The sequence below is a fragment of the Streptomyces sp. NPDC087859 genome (assembly GCF_044742595.1).
GTDB classification, from domain to species: Bacteria; Actinomycetota; Actinomycetes; order Streptomycetales; family Streptomycetaceae; genus Streptomyces; species Streptomyces canus_F.
Map to the genome: position 1 here is coordinate 711,682 of NZ_JBIUUU010000002.1, position 19,414 is coordinate 731,095.

At 69.9% G+C, this 19,414-nt stretch carries 17 protein-coding genes; 13 read left to right on the top strand and 4 right to left on the bottom strand.

Going from position 1 to position 19,414, the window contains the following annotated elements; all coding sequences use genetic code 11:
* Nucleotides 1-170 precede the first annotated feature (170 nt).
* From ACIOHP_RS07200 to ACIOHP_RS07245, 10 genes are all read left to right on the top strand, one after another.
* Entirely contained in the window at nt 171-1,100 is a 930-nt protein-coding gene (locus tag ACIOHP_RS07200; protein ID WP_401884062.1) for a Rossmann-like and DUF2520 domain-containing protein, read from the top strand.
* Nucleotides 1,097-2,098 carry a pantoate--beta-alanine ligase gene (panC, locus tag ACIOHP_RS07205; protein WP_361552713.1) on the top strand — a complete coding sequence of 334 codons (1,002 nt, stop codon included), beginning with the start codon at nt 1,097-1,099 and terminating at the stop codon, nt 2,096-2,098. Before ACIOHP_RS07200 ends, panC begins: the two co-directional genes overlap by 4 nt.
* Nucleotides 2,095-3,810, top strand: a complete 1,716-nt coding sequence (locus tag ACIOHP_RS07210; RefSeq protein WP_401884064.1) for an L-aspartate oxidase — start codon at nt 2,095-2,097, stop codon at nt 3,808-3,810. The genes panC and ACIOHP_RS07210 overlap by 4 nt, the downstream gene beginning before the upstream one ends.
* Before the next feature lie 5 nt (nt 3,811-3,815).
* Entirely contained in the window at nt 3,816-4,793 is a 978-nt protein-coding gene (gene nadC, locus ACIOHP_RS07215) for a carboxylating nicotinate-nucleotide diphosphorylase (protein ID WP_401884066.1), read from the top strand.
* A gap of 5 nt (nt 4,794-4,798) precedes the next feature.
* Nucleotides 4,799-5,596 (top strand): type III pantothenate kinase, encoded by a 798-nt coding sequence (locus ACIOHP_RS07220; protein WP_046260399.1) that lies wholly within the window; start codon nt 4,799-4,801, stop codon nt 5,594-5,596.
* Nucleotides 5,597-5,720: 124 nt separating this feature from the next.
* Nucleotides 5,721-6,365, top strand: coding sequence for a hypothetical protein (locus ACIOHP_RS07225; protein WP_401884146.1), 645 nt, complete (start codon nt 5,721-5,723; stop codon nt 6,363-6,365).
* A 77-nt stretch (nt 6,366-6,442) separates the two neighbouring features.
* Nucleotides 6,443-6,622 carry a hypothetical protein gene (locus tag ACIOHP_RS07230; RefSeq protein ID WP_361496602.1) on the top strand — a complete coding sequence of 60 codons (180 nt, stop codon included), beginning with the start codon at nt 6,443-6,445 and terminating at the stop codon, nt 6,620-6,622.
* Nucleotides 6,623-6,769: 147 nt separating this feature from the next.
* The gene (locus ACIOHP_RS07235) at nt 6,770-7,201 is read left to right on the top strand and encodes a BlaI/MecI/CopY family transcriptional regulator (RefSeq protein ID WP_307027630.1); all 432 of its coding nucleotides are present in this window, start codon (nt 6,770-6,772) and stop codon (nt 7,199-7,201) included.
* A gap of 9 nt (nt 7,202-7,210) precedes the next feature.
* The gene (locus tag ACIOHP_RS07240) at nt 7,211-7,759 is read left to right on the top strand and encodes an amino-acid N-acetyltransferase (protein WP_361496599.1); all 549 of its coding nucleotides are present in this window, start codon (nt 7,211-7,213) and stop codon (nt 7,757-7,759) included.
* 225 nt (nt 7,760-7,984) lie between these two features.
* Nucleotides 7,985-8,320, top strand: a complete 336-nt coding sequence (locus ACIOHP_RS07245; protein WP_266823828.1) for an Lsr2 family protein — start codon at nt 7,985-7,987, stop codon at nt 8,318-8,320.
* A 9-nt stretch (nt 8,321-8,329) separates the two neighbouring features.
* On the opposite strand, the gene ACIOHP_RS07250 is transcribed toward ACIOHP_RS07245, so the two are convergent.
* The gene (locus ACIOHP_RS07250) at nt 8,330-9,055 is read right to left on the bottom strand and encodes an SCO3374 family protein (protein WP_401884070.1); all 726 of its coding nucleotides are present in this window, start codon (nt 9,053-9,055) and stop codon (nt 8,330-8,332) included.
* Between the two features lie 430 nt (nt 9,056-9,485).
* Here ACIOHP_RS07250 and ACIOHP_RS07255 point away from each other — a divergent pair, with 430 nt between their 5' ends.
* The gene (locus tag ACIOHP_RS07255) at nt 9,486-12,011 is read left to right on the top strand and encodes an ATP-dependent Clp protease ATP-binding subunit (protein WP_327718541.1); all 2,526 of its coding nucleotides are present in this window, start codon (nt 9,486-9,488) and stop codon (nt 12,009-12,011) included.
* Between the two features lie 71 nt (nt 12,012-12,082).
* Here the strand turns inward: ACIOHP_RS07255 and ACIOHP_RS07260 are convergent, their stop codons facing one another.
* On the bottom strand, nt 12,083-15,100 hold the full coding sequence (locus tag ACIOHP_RS07260) for an NACHT domain-containing protein (protein WP_401884148.1): 3,018 nt from the start codon (nt 15,098-15,100) through the stop codon (nt 12,083-12,085).
* Between the two features lie 61 nt (nt 15,101-15,161).
* Nucleotides 15,162-15,758, bottom strand: coding sequence for an HAD family acid phosphatase (locus ACIOHP_RS07265; protein ID WP_361552698.1), 597 nt, complete (start codon nt 15,756-15,758; stop codon nt 15,162-15,164).
* A 450-nt stretch (nt 15,759-16,208) separates the two neighbouring features.
* Between ACIOHP_RS07265 and ACIOHP_RS07270 the strand changes: the two genes are divergently transcribed.
* On the top strand, nt 16,209-16,763 hold the full coding sequence (locus ACIOHP_RS07270) for a M23 family metallopeptidase (RefSeq protein ID WP_361552695.1): 555 nt from the start codon (nt 16,209-16,211) through the stop codon (nt 16,761-16,763).
* A gap of 16 nt (nt 16,764-16,779) precedes the next feature.
* On the opposite strand, the gene ACIOHP_RS07275 is transcribed toward ACIOHP_RS07270, so the two are convergent.
* Nucleotides 16,780-17,379 carry a TetR/AcrR family transcriptional regulator gene (locus ACIOHP_RS07275; RefSeq protein ID WP_384169609.1) on the bottom strand — a complete coding sequence of 200 codons (600 nt, stop codon included), beginning with the start codon at nt 17,377-17,379 and terminating at the stop codon, nt 16,780-16,782.
* Nucleotides 17,380-17,499: 120 nt separating this feature from the next.
* Here ACIOHP_RS07275 and ACIOHP_RS07280 point away from each other — a divergent pair, with 120 nt between their 5' ends.
* Entirely contained in the window at nt 17,500-19,071 is a 1,572-nt protein-coding gene (locus ACIOHP_RS07280; RefSeq protein WP_401884073.1) for an MDR family MFS transporter, read from the top strand.
* Nucleotides 19,072-19,414: the final 343 nt, after the last annotated feature.

A 19,414-nucleotide genomic window follows, 5' to 3' on the forward strand; every position in this document is an offset into this window, starting at 1 on the left:
CCTGGATCATCCCGCGCGTCCCTCCCCGCGGGCACACCCTTTTCGTGCGGGCGCGGCCCGCGGAAACCCACAGCCTGTGGACAACCGAACGCCCCTCGAACCAATCGCGTTAACATGACGAGAAATCGTCCGGTACCCGGAGCGGACTGGAACGGGAAGGCCGCCGTCGCGTGAGTACAAGCCAACTGCCAGATCCCAAGGACCGCCCCGCGCGGCTCACCGTCGGTGTCGTCGGCGCCGGGCGGGTGGGACCCGCGCTGGCCGCTTCCCTCCAGCTCGCCGGGCACCGTCCGGTGGCCGTCTCCGGGGTCTCCGACGCCTCCCGCAGGCGAGCCGCGCAGCTGCTCCCGGACGTGCCGCTCGTGCCGCCCGCCGAAGTCCTGCAGCGCGCCGACCTGGTCCTGCTGACGGTCCCCGACGACACCCTGCCCGGCCTCGTGGAGGGCCTCGTCGAGACCGGGTCCGTACGGCCGGGACAGCTTCTGGTGCACACCTCCGGGCGGTACGGCACGAAGGTCCTCGACCCCGCCCTGCGCGCGGGCGCGCTGCCGCTGGCCCTGCACCCCGCGATGACCTTCACCGGCACCCCGGTCGACGTCCAGCGCCTCGCCGGCTGCTCCTTCGGGGTCACCGCGCCCGACCAGCTGCGGCTGGCCGCCGAGGCCCTCGTCATCGAGATGGGCGGCGAGCCCGAGTGGATCGCCGAGGAGCGGCGCCCGCTCTACCACGCGGCCCTCGCGCTCGGCGCCAACCACCTCGTCACGCTGGTGGCCCAGTCCATGGAGCTGCTGCGCGAGGCGGGCGTCGATGCCCCGGACCGGATGCTCGGCCCGCTGCTCGGCGCCGCCCTCGACAACGCCCTGCGTTCCGGCGACGCGGCCCTCACCGGCCCCGTCGCGCGCGGGGACGCCGGCACGGTCGCGGCGCACGTCGCCGAGCTGCGCAAGCACGCCCCGCAGACCGTCGCCGGCTACCTGGCGATGGCCCGCGCGACCGCCGACCGGGCGCTCGCCCACGGACTGCTGAAGCCCGAACTCGCCGAGGACCTTCTCGGGGTACTCGCCAACGGGACCGACGGCACCAAGGGAGATGCCGGATGACCACCACCCTGCTGCGCACCGCCGATGAGCTCCACGCACGCGTACGCCACGGCCGTCGTGCCGTCGTGATGACCATGGGCGCCCTGCACGAGGGTCACGCGACCCTGATCCGCACCGCGCGCGAGATCGCCGGCCCCGAGGGCGAGGTGGTCGTCACCGTCTTCGTGAACCCCCTTCAGTTCGGCGAGGGCGAGGACCTCGACCGCTACCCGCGCACCCTCGACGCCGACATCAAGATCGCCGAACAGGCGGGCGCGGACGCCGTGTTCGCCCCCTCCGCCGACGAGGTCTACCCCGGCGGCGAGCCCCAGGTCCGCATCAGCGCGGGCCCCATGGGAGAGCGCCTGGAAGGGTCCTCGCGACCCGGGCACTTCGACGGCATGCTCACCGTCGTCGCCAAGCTGCTGCATCTCACCCGGCCCGACGTCGCCCTGTACGGCCAGAAGGACGCCCAGCAGCTCGCCCTGATCCGGCGCATGGTGCGGGACCTGAACTTCGGCGTCGAGATCGTCGGCGTACCGACCGTCCGCGAGGACGACGGCCTGGCCCTGTCCAGCCGCAACCGCTACCTCTCCGCCAAGGAGCGGCGCACCGCGCTCGCGCTGTCCCAGGCGCTGTTCGCGGGCCGCGACCGGCACGCGGCCCAGGAGGCGCTGCGCGCGAGGGCACGCGAAGTGCCCGCCACGCACGCGCGTGCCGAGGCGCTCAGCGCCATAGGGGAGTCCCGCGCGGCCGCCGACGCGCACGCCGTCGCGAAGGCGCTTCCGGGCGCCCCCTCCGCCGTCCGCGCGGCCGCGCGCCTGGTCCTGGACGAGGCCGCCCGCCTGGACCCGCCGATCGCCCTGGACTACCTCGCGCTCGTCGACCCTGCCGACTTCTCGGAGATCGACGACGACTTCGACGGCGAGGCCGTCCTCGCCGTCGCCGCCCGGGTCGGGACCACCCGGCTGATCGACAACCTCCCCCTCACCTTCGGAACCCTCGGAGCCGCCTCGTGACCAGCACAGGCATACGACTGCACGCGCCCGCGCCCGGATGGTCGATCGACGCGGACGTCGTGGTCGTGGGCTCCGGCGTCGCGGGCCTCACCGCGGCCCTGCGCTGCGAGGCCGCCGGCCTGCGGACGGTCGTCGTCACCAAGGCCCGCCTCGACGACGGCTCCACCCGCTGGGCGCAGGGCGGCATCGCCGCGGCGCTCGGCGAGGGCGACACCCCCGAACAGCATCTCGACGACACCCTGGTCGCGGGCGCGGGCCTGTGCGACGAGGAGGCGGTCCGGATCCTCGTCACCGAGGGCCCGGACGCCGTGCACCGGCTCATCGAGACCGGCGCGCACTTCGACGAGTCCGAGGAAGGCGGCCTGGAGCTCACCCGCGAGGGCGGCCACCACCGCCGCCGCATCGCGCACGCCGGCGGCGACGCGACCGGCGCGGAGATCTCCCGGGCGCTCGTGGAGGCGGTACGCGCGCGTGGGCTGCGCACGATCGAGAACGCGCTCGTCCTGGACCTCCTGACGGACGCCGACGGCCGTACGGCGGGCGTCTCGCTGCACGTCATGGGCGAGGGCCAGCACGACGGAGTGGGCGCCGTGCACGCCCCCGCGGTCGTTCTCGCGACCGGCGGCATGGGCCAGGTCTTCTCCGCGACCACCAACCCGTCCGTGTCCACGGGCGACGGTGTGGCGCTCGCCCTGCGCGCGGGCGCGGAAGTGAGCGACCTGGAGTTCGTCCAGTTCCACCCCACCGTGCTCTTCCTCGGCCCGGACGCCGAGGGCCAGCAGCCCCTCGTCTCCGAGGCGGTACGCGGCGAGGGCGCCCACCTGGTCGACGCCGGCGGCGTGCGCTTCATGGTCGGGCAGCACGAGCTGGCCGAGCTCGCGCCCCGGGACATCGTCGCCAAGGGCATCATGCGCCGCATGCAGGAACAGGACGTCGAGCACATGTTCCTCGACGCCCGGCACTTCGGCGCCGCCATGTGGGAACACCGCTTCCCGACGATCCTCGCCGCCTGCCGCGCCCACGGCATCGACCCGGTCACCGAGCCCATCCCGGTGGCCCCGGCCGCCCACTACGCCTCCGGCGGCGTGCGCACCGACTCCCAGGGCCGTACGACCGTCCCGGGCCTGTACGCGTGCGGCGAGGTCGCCTGCACCGGCGTGCACGGCGCGAACCGCCTCGCCTCCAACTCCCTCCTGGAGGGCCTCGTCTACGCCGAGCGGATCGTGGAGGACATCGCCGCCGTCCACGCGGCGAACGGCCTCCACGCGCGGGTGCCCGCACCGGTCGAGCGCCCCCAGACCCCCGCGCACCCCCTGCAGTCGCCGGAGGCCAGGTTCGCCATCCAGCGGGCCATGACCAACGGCGCCGGCGTCCTGCGCTCGGCGGACTCCCTGGAGAAGGCCGCAGAACAGCTTCAGCGACTGCACACCGACGCCCGCGACGCCCTCACCGAGAACGGCAAGACGGCCGAGCCCGGCGTCGACACCTGGGAGGCCACCAACCTCCTGTGCGTGGCCCGGGTCCTGGTCGCCGCCGCGCGCGTGCGTGAAGAGACGCGCGGCTGCCACTGGCGCGAGGACCGGTCCGACCGCGACGACACCGCATGGCGTCGCCACATCGTCGTACGGCTGAATCCGGACCGCACCCTCGCCGTACACACCACCGATACCGCAGACTTCCCCCCGACCCGGCAGCCCCTTCAGGAGCAGTGACAGACGTGAGCACCCCCGACCTTCCCCTCGCTGAGACCGGCGGCTGCGGCGACGGCTGCGCCTGTGGCGCAGACGGCGGCGAGGAGTACCTGGAGTGCGGGCTCGACCCCGCGCTCGCCCAGCTCCTGGCCGACGCGGGGCTCGACCCCGTGGAGGTCGAGGACATCGCCAACGTGGCCATCCAGGAGGACCTCGACCACGGCGTGGACGTGACGACGGTCGCGACCATCCCCGAGGACGCCGTCGCCACGGCCGACTTCGTCGCGCGCGAGGCGGGCGTCGTGGCCGGCCTCCGCGTCGCCGAGGCGGTCGTCTCGGTGGTCTGCGAGGACGAGTTCGAGGTCGAGCGGCACGTCGAGGACGGCGACCGGGTGGAGGCCGGGCAGAAGCTCCTGTCGGTCACCACGCGCACGCGTGACCTGCTCACCGCCGAGCGCAGCGCGCTGAACCTGCTGTGCCGGCTGTCCGGCATCGCGACCGCCACGCGTGCGTGGGCGGACGCGCTGGAGGGCACCAAGGCACGCGTGCGTGACACGCGGAAGACGACGCCCGGCCTCAGGTCGCTGGAGAAGTTCGCGGTGCGCTGCGGCGGCGGGGTCAACCACCGCATGTCGCTCTCCGACGCGGCGCTCGTCAAGGACAACCACGTGGTGGCCGCCGGCGGCGTCGCGCAGGCCTTCAAGGCCGTCCGCGAGACCTTCCCGGACGTGCCGATCGAGGTCGAGGTCGACACCCTGCACCAGCTGCGCGAGGTCGTGGACGCGGGCGCGGACCTGATCCTGCTGGACAACTTCACGCCGGCGGAGTGCCTGGAGGCGGTGGAGCTGGTGGACGGCCGGGCGGCACTGGAGGCGTCGGGCCGGCTGACGCTGGACAACGCGCGCGTGTACGCCGACACCGGCGTCGACTACCTGGCGGTGGGCGCGCTCACGCACTCCTCGCCGATCCTGGACATCGGCCTCGACCTGCGTGAGGCGGAGTAGTCGCGATGCTGCTCACGATCGACGTAGGAAACACGCACACCGTCCTCGGCCTGTTCGACGGCGAGGAGATCGTCGAGCACTGGCGCATCTCCACGGACGCGCGCCGCACGGCCGACGAGCTGGCCGTCCTGCTGCAGGGCCTCATGGGCATGCACCCGCTGCTCGGCGAGGAACTGGGCGACGGCATCGACGGCATCGCCATCTGCGCGACGGTGCCCTCGGTGCTGCACGAGCTGCGCGAGGTGACGCGGCGGTACTACGGCGACGTGCCCGCGGTGCTGGTGGAACCGGGCGTCAAGACGGGCGTGCCGATCCTCACCGACAACCCCAAGGAGGTCGGCGCGGACCGCATCATCAACGCGGTCGCGGCGGTCGAGCTGTACGGCGGTCCGGCGATCGTCGTCGACTTCGGCACGGCGACGACGTTCGACGCGGTGTCCGCGCGCGGGGAGTACGTCGGCGGCGTCATCGCGCCCGGTATCGAGATCTCCGTGGAGGCGCTCGGGGTGCGGGGCGCGCAGCTGCGGAAGATCGAGGTGGCCCGGCCGCGGAGCGTGATCGGCAAGAACACCGTCGAGGCGATGCAGTCCGGGATCATCTACGGGTTCGCCGGGCAGGTCGACGGGGTCGTCGAGCGCATGGCCCGCGAGCTCGCGGAGAACCCGGACGACGTGACGGTCATCGCCACGGGCGGCCTGGCCCCGATGGTGCTGGGCGAGTCCTCGGTGATCGACGAGCACGAGCCGTGGCTGACGCTGGTGGGACTGCGGCTGGTGTACGAGCGGAACGTGTCGCGCATGTGAGACGGGGCGGGACGCGCGTCCGGCCGGGTGGCGCCGCGCGCCACACCCGCCCGCCCTATGTCGAATTTGTCTGATTAGCGCGTACTGTCGCCGCATGCCCACGCCATACGGATCCCGCGGCGGCATGGCGTTCGGTGTGGAGGAGCTGCGTGTGCTCCGCCGCGCTCTCGCTCTTGCCCTTCACCCCCGAACCGCCTCGGCCGAGGACGTTCAGGACTGTCTCCGCCTAGCCGACTCCCTCGACGAGGCGATGCGCGAGGGCGCCCGGCTGCGTGCCTTCCTGGTGGCCGACCTCGCCCGGTACCGCGCCGCCCTGCCCGGCACCGCCGCCGGCTACCTCGCCCTCCTGGAGGAGGCGCTGAGCGCCGGGTACCGCCCGGAGGTCGACGACCTCGCCGCCCTGCGGGCCCTGCGCGGCAACCCCGTCGCGGCGGCCCTGCTCGACCGCTGTCTGGTCCTCGCCGAACAGGGCGTACGCGCCCGCCTCGCGCGCGGGACGGCCCGGCGGACCACCCCGGCCGTCCCGGCCTCCCGTACCCGCCTCCTGGCCCTTCCCGGGGGCCTTTCGGACCGCTTCCCGGGCGCCGACGAGGACCTTGCCGCGGAGTCCGCCGAGAAGCCCGAGCAGCCGGAGAAGAAGCCCATGGACAAACCGGCCACCCCCAAGCCGGCCCCCGCGCGCCCCATCCCCACCCCCGGCGAGGTCTTCCCCCGCCGCAAGCCGGCCCCGCCGCCCTCGAACCCGCCGCAGCAGCTCGCCGCGGGCTGAGCCGCGTGCGGGCCGTCCCCCGGGCCCGCACGCACCCCCGGCCCCGCCCGCGTCCGGCCCGTGGCTACCCTGGACGCATGGACTACGTCTCCGCGCTCGTGCCCCCGGTCGTCATGGCCGTGTTCTTCATCGGCGTGATCAGGGTGATCGTGAAGACCCAGGGCGGGGCCAACAAGGCCAAGGAGGACGCGGCCGTCGACGCCGCCCTCGCGCGCGTGGAGGGCACCCAGCAGGCCTCCGCGCGCGGCGACGTCTGAGCCTCACGGCCGACGCGCCCTCACCGGCGTACGACTCTCTCTTTTTCCGAGTCGTACGCCCTTTTTGTTGCTGTTTGCCGGTCAACCGCACGTCCGGCACGCCAATGACGGTTTCTCCCACTATTGTGCTGAGCTGTGCCTCGCCCATTGGGAGAACTCGAAGACGCGGTCATGACGCGGGTGTGGAAGTGGAACCGCCCGGTGACCGTTCGAGAAGTCCTGGAAGACCTTCAACAGGAACGGTCCATCGCCTACACCACGGTGATGACCGTTTTGGACAATCTCCATCAGAAGGGTTGGGTGCGACGGGAGGCCGAAGGCCGTGCCTATCGATATGAAGCCGTCTCCACCCGGGCCGCCTACGCCGCGGCGCTGATGAACGACGCCTGGTCGCAGAGTGACAACCCCGCCGCCGCTCTCGTCGCGTTCTTCGGCATGATGAGCGAGGAACAGCGGCTGTCGCTGCGGGACGCCGTACACATCGTCCAAGGACCGGAAACCGTCGAAGCCCCCCGGGATACCGCTGCCGAAACCGGCGGTGAGAACCCCGGCTCGGCACCGGAGGGCGACGGGCGATAGCGTCCGCACATGTCAGCAGAGAGCTCGCCCGCCCGGAGTACCGAAGTCAGCGCAAAAGCCATCACGGTCCGGCGGGCCCGCACCAGCGATGTCCCGGCCGTACGCAGTCTCCTCGACGAGTACGTCCGCGCCCGCATCCTGCTCGACAAAGCCACCGTGACGCTTTACGAGGACATCCAGGAGTTCTGGGTCGCCGAACGCGATGACAACGGCGAGGTGGTCGGCTGCGGCGCACTGCACGTCATGTGGGAAGACCTCGCTGAAGTGCGCACACTCGCCGTGAAGCTCGGACTGAAGGGCGCCGGCGTCGGTCATCAGTTGCTGGAGAAGTTGCTGCACACCGCGCGCTGGCTCGGTGTTCGCCGGGTTTTCTGTCTGACCTTCGAAGTGGACTTCTTCGGCAAGCACGGCTTCGTCGAGATCGGCGAGACTCCGGTCGACACCGATGTCTACGCGGAGCTGCTGCGTTCCTATGACGAGGGTGTCGCGGAGTTCCTCGGTCTCGAACGAGTGAAACCGAACACCTTGGGCAACAGTCGGATGCTTCTGCATCTGTGATCGTCTTGCCCTATTCCATGTGACGGCCCTGCCCAGGTTCCCTATGTCCGAAACGCGCATGTTTCCGGACCGGAGGTGGCCAGTCCGTCTCTCCCAGGGGTTTGTGTTTTCCCAGCAAAAGCGGTTTGCTTTCCGACGTACTGCAGTACTGCATATAACAGGGGGCGGCGAAACGGCGGACGCCGCAGACCCCAGTCCCTCAAGTTATCGATGAAAGGAAATCCGGTGGCACAGAAGGTTCAGGTCCTTCTTGTCGACGACCTCGACGGCGGCGAGGCGGACGAGACCGTGACGTTCGCGCTGGACGGCAAGACGTACGAGATCGATCTCACGACTGCCAATGCGGACAAGCTCCGTGGCCTTCTCGAGGCTTACGTGAAGGGCGGTCGTCGTACCGGAGGCCGCGCCGCGGGAGGCCGCGGAAAGGCGCGCGCCACTTCCGGCGGCAGCCAGGACACCGCGCAGATCCGCGCGTGGGCCAAGGAGAACGGTCTCGAGGTCAATGACCGCGGCCGTGTTCCCGCGTCCATCCGTGAGGCCTACGAGAAGGCCAACGCCTGAGCGCGACGTCTATGAACGGGCGGGTGGCTGAGCACACGCGCGCAGCCGCAGACGGTGGCAGCACGTCGCCACCGTGGCCAGCAGCCTTACGAGATCGGGGGCGCCCCCACCGCCCCCCAAGGCCGACAGCGTCGGCAGCGAGGTCTCGGCCTCGCACCCCGGCACGGGGGGCCGCAGCCACACGGCGGCCCCCTGCAAGGCACCGGAGAGACCGGCGGGAAGCGGTCGCGGTCCGGTAGGGCCCGGCTCGGGAAGACACCGCGCGGCGCCCCACCCGGGCGCGCGAGGGCGTCGTACGACGTCGCCGGACCCCTGCCCGGGAAGCAGCCGTACGACTTCGGCGGGTGCCCCCGGTCCGGGAGGCAGCGGTGCGTCCATCACCCCGCCCTCGCCGATCGCCGCCAGATCGAGCGGCAGCGAGCCCCACTCCAGCCAGTCCAGCACCCCGGGCACCTCGTCCGCGCTGCCCGCGGCCAGCAGCAGCCGCATCCGGTCGCCCTGCACGGCCACCGGGGAGCCCGGTGCCAGATGGCGCAGACCGGCCCGGCCCGCCTCGAGCGGCACGTCCAGGACGTCGAAGCGCGGGCCCACGGAAAGTCGCAGCGGAGATCCCGGGGTCCCGGGCACCGTCGGCCACCCCAGTTCGTTCTCGTACCACCGGCGGACCTGATCGCTCGACTCGAGCGGCCGCCGGGGGAAGGGGACCGTGGTGACCGGAGGGACTGTGCCAACCATGCCAAGTGAAACCTCCGGAAGGACGCCCGAGTTACGCTGGGTATCACCGCAGTAGCGCAGAGTTCCGAAAGAAGGGGCGTTCGGAGGTGTGGCGCGGCGCAAGGTTGTTCGCCCGTAGCGGAGGGAACCGGTGCGCTCGGCATGGAGTGTCAGTCCCAGCGGGTAAGACATCCCTAGTGGGAGGGGGCGACACGCAGGACAGGACGTCTCACGTTCGCCATCGGCGTACTGGAGGTAGGGGTAACTGCCTGGCCTGCGGGAACATCGTCTCGCACCATCGGGTTGGAGCAGATGTCGGCGTTCGGGGTCAGGAGGCCATCGACGGTGTCGGCAGTTGGAATGAGCGGTCCCCGCTTGCGGGACTAAGCTGCGGAAGGACAGGGAGGGGAAGTTCCCCCCACTGCCTGACCGCTCTGAGGAGCGATTAACGATGTTCGAGAGGTTCACCGACCGCGCGCGGCGGGTTGTCGTCCTGGCTCAGGAAGAAGCCCGGATGCTCAACCACAACTACATCGGCACCGAGCACATCCTCCTGGGCCTGATCCACGAGGGTGAGGGTGTCGCCGCCAAGGCCCTTGAGAGCCTCGGGATTTCGCTCGAGGCGGTCCGCCAGCAGGTGGAGGAGATCATCGGGCAGGGGCAGCAGGCCCCGTCCGGGCACATCCCCTTCACCCCCCGTGCCAAGAAGGTCCTGGAGCTGTCGCTCCGCGAGGCTCTTCAGCTGGGCCACAACTACATCGGCACGGAGCACATCCTGCTCGGCCTGATCCGCGAGGGCGAGGGCGTCGCCGCCCAGGTCCTCGTCAAGCTGGGCGCTGATCTCAACCGCGTGCGGCAGCAGGTCATCCAGCTGCTCTCCGGTTACCAGGGCAAGGAGACCGCCACCGCCGGCGGGCCTGCCGAGGGCACCCCCTCGACGTCCCTGGTCCTCGACCAGTTCGGCCGGAACCTCACCCAGGCCGCTCGTGAATCCAAGCTCGACCCGGTCATCGGGCGCGAGAAGGAGATCGAGCGGGTCATGCAGGTGCTGTCCCGCCGTACCAAGAACAACCCGGTCCTGATCGGTGAGCCCGGCGTCGGCAAGACCGCCGTCGTCGAGGGCCTCGCCCAGGCCATCGTCAAGGGCGAGGTGCCCGAGACCCTCAAGGACAAGCACCTCTACACCCTCGACCTCGGCGCGCTGGTCGCCGGCTCCCGCTACCGCGGTGACTTCGAGGAGCGCCTGAAGAAGGTGCTCAAGGAGATCCGCACCCGCGGCGACATCATCCTGTTCATCGACGAGCTGCACACGCTCGTGGGTGCGGGTGCCGCCGAGGGCGCCATCGACGCGGCTTCGATCCTGAAGCCGATGCTGGCCCGCGGCGAGCTGCAGACCATCGGTGCCACCACGCTGGACGAGTACCGCAAGCACCTGGAGAAGGACGCGGCCCTCGAGCGCCGCTTCCAGCCCATCCAGGTCGCCGAGCCCTCGCTCCCGCACACCATCGAGATCCTCAAGGGTCTGCGTGACCGGTACGAGGCCCACCACCGCGTGTCCATCACGGACGAGGCGCTGGTCCAGGCCGCGACGCTGGCCGACCGGTACATCTCGGACCGCTTCCTCCCGGACAAGGCGATCGACCTGATCGACGAGGCCGGCTCCCGGATGCGCATCCGCCGGATGACCGCGCCGCCGGACCTCCGCGAGTTCGACGAGAAGATCGCCGGTGTCCGCCGGGACAAGGAGTCCGCGATCGACTCGCAGGACTTCGAGAAGGCCGCGTCCCTGCGCGACAAGGAGAAGCAGCTCCTCGCCGCGAAGGCCAAGCGCGAGAAGGAGTGGAAGGCCGGCGACATGGACGTCGTCGCCGAGGTCGACGGCGAGCTCATCGCCGAGGTCCTCGCGACCGCCACCGGCATCCCGGTCTTCAAGCTGACCGAGGAGGAGTCCTCGCGTCTGCTGCGCATGGAGGACGAGCTCCACAAGCGGGTCATCGGCCAGGTCGACGCCGTCAAGGCGCTGTCGAAGGCGATCCGTCGTACGCGTGCGGGCCTCAAGGACCCGAAGCGTCCCGGTGGTTCGTTCATCTTCGCCGGCCCGTCCGGTGTCGGTAAGACCGAGCTGTCCAAGGCGCTCGCCGAGTTCCTCTTCGGTGACGAGGACGCGCTGATCTCCCTCGACATGTCGGAGTTCAGCGAGAAGCACACGGTCTCGCGTCTCTTCGGTTCGCCCCCCGGCTACGTGGGCTACGAAGAGGGCGGCCAGCTGACGGAGAAGGTGCGGCGCAAGCCGTTCTCGGTGGTTCTCTTCGACGAGGTCGAGAAGGCCCACCCGGACATCTTCAACTCGCTGCTCCAGATCCTGGAGGACGGTCGTCTGACCGACTCCCAGGGCCGGGTCGTGGACTTCAAGAACACGGTCATCATCATGACGACCAACCTCGGCACCCGGGACATCTCCAAGGGCTTCAACCTGGGCTTCGCGGCCTCGGGCGACAAGAAGTCCAACTACGAGCGCATGAAGAACAAGGTCTCGGACGAGCTCAAGCAGCACTTCCGGCCCGAGTTCCTCAACCGTGTCGACGACGTGGTCGTCTTCCCGCAGCTGACGCAGGAGGACATCCTGCGGATCGTCGACCTGATGATCGGCAAGGTCGACGAGCGCCTCAAGGACCGGGACATGGGCATCGAGCTCTCCCAGTCCGCCAAGGAGCTGCTGTCCAAGAAGGGTTACGACCCCGTCCTGGGCGCGCGGCCGCTGCGCCGCACGATCCAGCGCGAGGTCGAGGACACGCTCTCGGAGAAGATCCTCTTCGGCGAGCTGCGCCCCGGTCACATCGTCGTCGTGGACACGGAGGGCGAGGGCGAGACCCAGACCTTCACGTTCCGTGGCGAGGAGAAGTCGGCGCTGCCGGATGTTCCGCCTATTGAGCAGGCGGCCGGTGGGGCTGGGCCGAATCTGAGCAAGGACGCGTAGCCCTTCGGGGATTGCGCGGAAGAGGGGCCGCCCCGGGACTTCGGTTCCGGGGCGGTTCCTTTTTTGGCCTTTCAGTTCAGCTTGATCTCGGCGCCGGGGAAGAACGCGGCGAAACGGGAGGACTCCCTGGGGTGGATCTGGAGGCTCACCGTGCGCAGACCCGGTAGTCGGGGCGCCAGGAGGGACAGGTCCTCGTCGCCGTATATATGGGTGATCCGCAGAACCTCGATGCCGGGTAGCTCGGGCATGATCTCGAACGAGTAGGGAAAGTCGCGGACCAGCGCCGCGTTCAGATGGAGTTGGTCCAGCTCGGTCAGTTCGGCGACGGCTTCCCAGTCGGTGTGGGTCAGTTCAGTGGTGAGCGAGCCGAGGCTGAGCGAGCGGAGGCCGGACCAGTGCTGCAACCCGCGCAGGCCTGTGGTGTCGGTGGTGCTCCAGCCCAGGAAGAGCGTCTCCAGGGGTGCGTCGAGCGGCAGGATCTCGGTGAGATCGGTGCCCGGCAGCTCCTGTGTCAGGGAGAGGCGGCGCAGCGAACGAAGCGAGCGGAGCCCGGTCACGTCGGCGACCTGGTTGCAGCTGAGGCGGACGAGCGGCAACTCGGAGAGCCGGTCCAGCTGTGCGGTCGGGCACTCGGTGAGCCATACCTCGCGGAGGGAGCGGAACGGCAGCAGGGCGCCCGCGTCGACGAGGTGGGGATTGCTCTGCAGCTCGATTCCCGTCACGGCCTCCGGGCGCGGCACAGCGTCCGACAACCGCTCGATCCGGTGTGGGCCCCGGAAGGACAGGCTGTGCCAAGGTCGCATCGTGGCGATGGCCGAGCGTTCCTCGGCCGACTCGCAGTTGAGGAAGAGATCCGTCCGATCCAGATGATCCAGGACCTCGGCGGCGTATTCCACGGTGTCGAACCGATGCCAGGTGCCCACGAGCTGACGCCGTACGTCGAGGTCGGGGTGATCCCGGAACCGTCGCAGCACCGCCAACGCTCCCTCGGGCTCGTCCCGGCCGAGGACCGAGGCGGTGACCACGACGTTCTTGGCCTGTTCGGGGGTGAGATCCGCCGGACCCGGCAACAGCTCCAACACCAGCGGGCCGCCCGCCTCTGCCAGCGTCCTCGCGTCCTCCGTCGTCCACGGCGGGATCAGCTCGACCGCCTGCGAGTCGACTGCCAGCCGCACATCCGGTGCCAGGGCCGTCGCGTGTTCCAGACACGCCAGCGCCAGCAGGGTCAGCCGGGGAGTTTCCCGGGACAGCAACTGCCTCAACAGAAACGCTCGTTCCCGCGGTCGCGCATGCGCCACCGCCAGCCGGATCACGTCTTCCCACTGCGTGTCGTCCGCGTGGCTGACCAGGACGTCGAGGTGGCCCTCCTCCACCGCGTACCGCGCTCCCAGATAGTCCTGGAACGTGCGGTGCACGAAGTCCACGACGCCCTCGGCGGGCCGGCGGAGCACTCCGCTGCGCAGCAGCAGCGCCCGCAGTACCGATGCCGCGTCCGCCGGGACCGCGATCGACGGCAGGCACCGCTCCACGATGCCCTCGGCCGTCTCGGCGTCCATCTCCGTACGACCGCTCAGCACCAGCGCGTAGGCCAGCCGCTGCAACACCTCCAGCTGTGCCTCCTCGCCGAGTTCCGCCTCCATGCCCCGCTCGCGGTCCCGGCGGGTGAGCAGCATCGTGAGGGCGGCGTCGTACAGCTCCTTGCGGCCGGTGGGGAGGTAGCCGCGCCGTTCCCGGTGCAGGGCGCAGATCAGGCCGCACATCAGCGGGTTCGTGGCGAGGCGGGCGAGGTCGCGTTTCGTGCGCAGGGAGTCCAGAAGCGGGCCCTCGTACTCCGGGGCCTGTGCGGCCCTGTGCCAGCGCCGTACGAATGTCGCGACCTCGGAGCGGCGCATCGGAGCGAGTGACAGTTCGCGGAAGCCCTCGCCCGTCAGCCAGTCGGCGCGGACCGCCGTGGGGCGGGAGGTCAGCAGCCAGCGGTTGCCGGGATAGGCCGTGAGCAGGGCGCGCAGCCAGTCGCGGGTGCGGTGGCGGTCGGCGTCCGGGATCTCGTCCAGGCCGTCGACCAGGATCAGGCCGCGGCCCGCCATGAGGACGCGTTCGGCCCAGCCTTCCGGCGGACTCAGCGGGCAGCTCACGGCGGCGAGGAAGCCCTCGGGCGTGGGGAGGGCGCCCGCGCGGATCAACGTCCGTAAGGGGAGCACGTACGGGATGCAGGTCCCGTCCTGCGCCGCCGTCACCGCCAGCCACTGCACCAGCGTCGTCTTGCCGGACCCTGCGTCGCCGCGCAGGAGGGCCCGGTCGTGGGCCAGGAGGGCTTCTTCCGCCGGGAGTTGGACCGTCACGGGGCCGCCGGGGTGTTCCTCGGGGAGGGCACGCTCCTCCGTACCCGTCGCCTCCAGGCTCAGGTACGCCACTTCCAGGGGCCAGCGGTCGGGGGAGTCGCGCAGGTCGATGCCGTAGATGGTGATGTGGTTGTGGTGGGCGGCGATGTGCGAGAGGTAGCGGCGTTCGAAGGCACGGTCCCGGGCGCCGGGGCGGGGTGTGCGGGCCGTCAACTCGTCGACCTTCGCGATCAGTTCGGCCTGACGGCGGGTCTGCTCGACGAGCGTGCGGGCTACGAAGTGGGACCGGCGGGTGAAGAAGTCCAGGATGTGGAGGCAGGCCCACTCGGTCGCGGAGTCCAGGAAATAGCCGGCGTCGGTGGAGAGGCCGACGGGCGGGGGTGCCTGGTCGCGGAGTTCCCGGGCGAGTTCGCGGTGGCCGAGGCGTACGGCCTGGACGTCGTCCATGTGCAGGTCGCCGAGGGCGAGAAGGCGGGCGGTCACGGCGTCGGTGACCGCGGGTTCCTCGTCGGCGGGGAAGGGGGGTTCGCCGGGGGAGTCCGTCGCCGCGCCGACCAGCCGGCGGGCCAGTGCGCGGACCTCCTTCTCGCCCAGCGTCCGCTTCTCGCCGCGGAAGGAGACCAGGGCGGTCAGGCGTACTGGCTTGTCGACGAGGCCTGCTCCCGGGGCGTCCGCCACGAAGAGTTTCCGTACGAGGGAGGCCACCAGACCGGACGCGAGCTTGCTGCCGAGTACCGCCGGATCCATCCGCCCCACCCCCGTGATCACGCGAACGAGGGTGAGGCTACCCGGAGTCGAGCGGGACGACTCAGGACAGCTGACCGTCGTAGTCCGGGAGCTTGTACGTCTTCTCGGCGTGGCCGCCCGACAGGTCGGTGGCGCTGTTGCCGATGTTCGCGATGATCGTGTAGCCCTTGTTCTCGATGGCGACGCGCTGGGCGGTCTTGTAGGCGGCGACGTCCTTGAAGAGGTCGATGAAGCTGCGGACGTAGAGGCCGGAGACGTCGTAGCCGACGTGATCGAGGTTGTAGTCGGTGAACGAGTAGATGATGCCGGGGCGGGCCGTCACGAAGAAGAGGGATACGCCGTGGTCCTGGGCGTACTCCGCCACGTCCAGAACCGGCTCGTTGGCCGGCTGGGGGTAGCTGAAGCCGAAGTCGGTCTCCAGGCTGGTGTTGTCGATGTCGAGGACGATGGCCTGCTTCTCGCCCGGCTTGGCGGCGGCGATCCGCTGCTTCAGGTACGGCAGCGCCTGGTCCATGACCGTCCGGCAGTCCTGCTGCCAGGTGGTGTAGTCGACGTCTTCGGTGGTCGCGGCCTCGGCCGGGGCGGCCAGTGACACGAGGGCCGCCGTGGAGACGGCGGTGACGGCCATACGGCGCACCAAGGGGCGTCGGTTCGTCATCTGTGGGGGGTCCTCTCACGTCAGTAGCGCTGCCGTTGTCGGGTGCATGCTCGTCGGAGTGGGTGGCGCGAGGGGAACCGTAGGGTTACTGGAGGGTAAGTGCCAAGAGGTGTGCGTCACATGATTTCCGGGCCGGGGGTGCGAGGGCCTCGGTGGCCGGTGACATGACGCACAGGCGATTTGTCCGTTACTAGGGCGAATAGTGGATAGCCAGGATTGGACAAAAAGGACTTTCGTCCCTGAACTCCTAGGAGGATTCTGCCGTCATGGGTGGATTCATTCCAGATAGGAGCTCTGTCAAGAAGCGGGAAGTTTTGGGATGAAGTACTAGCTTCCGTCGTAGATCGGCGGTTTGGGGCTTCCGGGGCCTCGGGGTTACCAAGGGATGCCCCATCCGGCGACGGCTTGTGCGCCGGGTGGCTTTTCTGTCCCCGTCCCCATGAGGTTTCGATGTCCCAGCGCGTTTCGTCCCGTTCTTCCCGTACGTCCCTGCTCCGCACCCGTGCCGCCGTGATGGCCGTCGGTCTGGGGGCCGCGGCCGTGCTGGGGACCGGGGTCGCGGCGGCCGCGGAGACCGGCAAGACCGTCTCCTGGGTCGACCCGGTGAAGAAGTACAAGCTCAGCGCGAGCTTCGCGCAGTCCGGCGCCCTGTGGCAGTCCACCCACAGCGGGCAGGACTTCGCCGTGGCCAGCGGGACCAAGGTCTTCGCCGCGCACGGCGGGACCGTCGTCAAGGCCGGCGGCAACGGGGCCGGTGACGGATCGGCGTACGGCAACGCCATCGTCATCAAGCACGCCAACAAGACCTACTCGCAGTACGCCCACCTCTCGCGCATCGACGTGAAGGTCGGCCAGGTCGTCAAGACCGGTCAGCGCATCGCCCTGTCCGGGAACACGGGCAACTCCAGTGGCCCGCACCTGCACTTCGAGATCCGCACGACGGCCAACTACGGCTCGGCGATCGACCCCGTCGCCTTCCTGCGCGCCAAGGGCGTGACCGTCTGAGGCCGGACAGGACCGTCTAGGGCTTCTTGCGGGTGCCTTCGTGGGCCTGGGTCACCAGGTCCGACGCCACCTCCAGGACCGCTCTGCGCTTGTCCTCGGGGTCGCCCGCGAGGTCCTGGAGGAAGAACATCCCGGCGTGCAGGGTGAAGATCGCGCTGGTGTAGCGGACCTGGTCGACCAGGTCCGCCTCCGGGTCGATCATGATGTCGCGCAGCCCCTGCATGCGCTCCTTGAAGGTCTCGCCGACCCGCAGCTCCCGTACGGCCGCCTGGTTCTCCTGCATGAAGCGGAACAGGGGGGTGGCGTTGGCGAGGATGCCGCTGTAGCGCCGTACGATCTCCTGCTTCGTCTCCAGGGTGTGCGGCTGCTGCCTGCCCCACTCGATCAGGTCGAGGATCGGCTGGGTCAGATCGTCGAAGATGCTGACCAGGATCTCTTCCTTGGTCTTGAAGTGGTAGTAGAGCGCCGCCTTGGTGACGTCGAGGCTCTCGGCGATCTCGCGCAGAGAGGTCTTCTCGTAGCCCTGCTCGGCGAAGAGGTCGAGCGCCACGTCCTGGATGCGCTGGCGGGTGTCCCCGCGGCGCCGCTGCTTGGTGCCGTCCATGGTGCCGCCCATTCTCCGTGAAGCCATCGGCTTTGAACAAAACTTACTTGACGCCCGGCTAGTTACGGGGCTACCTTCCCCAGTGTAGTCAACTTGCCGGGCGGCAAGTAAGTAGCTGGGGGAGTGGGAGTGATGGCGGACACACAGACAGTGGTCGAGCCGGAAGACGACAAGCAACCGAAGAGCGTGCGGGTCGTCCTGCTCGCACTGATGATCACGATGATGCTGGCGATGCTCGACAACATGATCGTGGGCACCGCGATGCCGACGATCGTCGGTGAGCTGGGCGGGCTCGAGCATCTCTCCTGGGTCGTGACGGCGTACACGCTGGCGACCGCGGCCTCCACCCCGCTGTGGGGGAAGATCGGCGACATGTACGGGCGCAAGGGCGTCTTCATGTCGTCGATCGTGCTCTTCCTGATCGGGTCGGCGCTCAGCGGCATGGCCCAGGACATGGGACAGCTCATCGGGTTCCGGGCCGTTCAGGGCCTTGGCGCCGGTGGTCTGATGGTCGGTGTCATGGCGATCATCGGTGACCTCATTCCGCCGCGGGAGCGTGGCAAGTACCAGGGCATGATGGCCGGCGTCATGGCGCTCGCCATGATCGGCGGACCGCTGGTCGGCGGCACCATCACCGACCACTGGGGCTGGCGCTGGGCCTTCTACATCAACCTGCCGCTCGGTGTCGTCGCGCTCGTCGCGATCAGCGCCGTACTGCATCTGCCGAAGAAGCGGGCCGAGGCACGCATCGACTACCTCGGTGCCGGGCTGCTGACCGTGGGCATCACCGCGATCGTGCTGGTCACCACGTGGGGCGGTACGGAGTACGCCTGGTCCTCCGCGCGGATCATGGAGCTCATCGGCATCGGTGTCGCCGCGCTGATCGGGTTCGTGTTCTGGCAGACCAAGGCCGCCGAGCCGGTCGTGCCGCTGCACATCTTCCGCAGCCGCAACTTCACGCTGATGTCCCTCATCGGCTTCATCACCGGGTTCGTGATGTTCGGTGCGACGCTGTTCCTGCCGCTGTACCAGCAGTCCGTGCAGGGTGCGTCCGCGACCAACTCCGGGCTGCTGCTCCTTCCGATGCTCGGTGCGATGCTCGTGACGTCGATGGTGGCGGGGCGGGTGACCACGAACACCGGGCGGTACAAGGTGTTCCCGGTCGTCGGCGGTGCGCTGATGGTCGTCGGGCTGTACCTGTTGTCGCTGATGGACACGGACACCTCGCGGTTGACGTCCGGGGTGTACATGGCCGTCGTCGGGCTCGGCATGGGCTGTCTGATGCAGATCACCATGCTGGTCGCGCAGAACAGCGTCGAGATGAAGGACATGGGCGTCGCGTCCTCGTCCACGACTCTCTTCCGTACCCTCGGTTCCTCCTTCGGTGTGGCGATCATGGGCGCGCTGTTCAACAACCGGGTCCAGGACGTCATGGCCGAGCGGGGCGGGGGGATCGGGGCGAAGGTGACCGAGTCGTCCGCGCAGCTGGATGCGGCGAGTCTGGCGAAGCTGCCGGATGCGGCGCGTGAGGCGTATCAGCATGCGGTGTCGGCCGGTACGCACTCGGCGTTCCTGCTGGGGGCCGTGGTGGCGGTGCTGGCGCTGGTCGCTGCGGTGTTCGTGAAGGAGGTTCCGCTGAAGGGGGCGGGGCCCAAGGAGGAGACGGAGGAGGCGGCGCCGATGCAGGTCGTCGAGGCCGTCTGATCCTTGCCTGAGCTGAAGGCCCCCCGGCTGGTGTCCGCCCCGGGGGGTCTTCGCGTTTTTCCTCGCCCCCGCCGCCCCTACCCGTCCCATCCACCAGGGGCGCTGCCCCTTCGACCCCGGCCCCCGGCCCCTGGGGGCTCCGCCCCCAGACCCCCGTCGGCCCTCAAGGGGCCTCGTCCTCAAACGCCGGACGGGCTGAAAGACGTGCGGGTGGGTGGGGATCGGGATGGCGAAGCCTTGTACGCCGGACGCCGGACGCCGGACGCCGGACGCCGGACGCCGGACGCCGGACGCCGGACGCCGGACGCCGGACGCCGGACGCCGGACGCCGGACGCCGGACGC

Bases quoted from the DNA above. Each gene is read 5' to 3' on its own strand.
- ACIOHP_RS07240 (WP_361496599.1), top strand. From the start codon at position 7,211: ATGTCAGCAGAGAGCTCGCCCGCCCGGAGTACCGAAGTCAGCGCAAAA.
- ACIOHP_RS07265 (WP_361552698.1), bottom strand. From the start codon at position 15,758: ATGACGAACCGACGCCCCTTGGTGCGCCGTATGGCCGTCACCGCCGTC.
- panC (WP_361552713.1), top strand. From the start codon at position 1,097: ATGACCACCACCCTGCTGCGCACCGCCGATGAGCTCCACGCACGCGTA.
- ACIOHP_RS07270 (WP_361552695.1), top strand. From the start codon at position 16,209: ATGTCCCAGCGCGTTTCGTCCCGTTCTTCCCGTACGTCCCTGCTCCGC.
- ACIOHP_RS07250 (WP_401884070.1), bottom strand. From the start codon at position 9,055: ATGGTTGGCACAGTCCCTCCGGTCACCACGGTCCCCTTCCCCCGGCGG.
- ACIOHP_RS07280 (WP_401884073.1), top strand. From the start codon at position 17,500: ATGGCGGACACACAGACAGTGGTCGAGCCGGAAGACGACAAGCAACCG.
- ACIOHP_RS07225 (WP_401884146.1), top strand. From the start codon at position 5,721: ATGGCGTTCGGTGTGGAGGAGCTGCGTGTGCTCCGCCGCGCTCTCGCT.
- ACIOHP_RS07255 (WP_327718541.1), top strand. From the start codon at position 9,486: ATGTTCGAGAGGTTCACCGACCGCGCGCGGCGGGTTGTCGTCCTGGCT.
- ACIOHP_RS07230 (WP_361496602.1), top strand. From the start codon at position 6,443: ATGGACTACGTCTCCGCGCTCGTGCCCCCGGTCGTCATGGCCGTGTTC.
- ACIOHP_RS07275 (WP_384169609.1), bottom strand. From the start codon at position 17,379: ATGGGCGGCACCATGGACGGCACCAAGCAGCGGCGCCGCGGGGACACC.
- ACIOHP_RS07220 (WP_046260399.1), top strand. From the start codon at position 4,799: ATGCTGCTCACGATCGACGTAGGAAACACGCACACCGTCCTCGGCCTG.
- ACIOHP_RS07260 (WP_401884148.1), bottom strand. From the start codon at position 15,100: ATGGATCCGGCGGTACTCGGCAGCAAGCTCGCGTCCGGTCTGGTGGCC.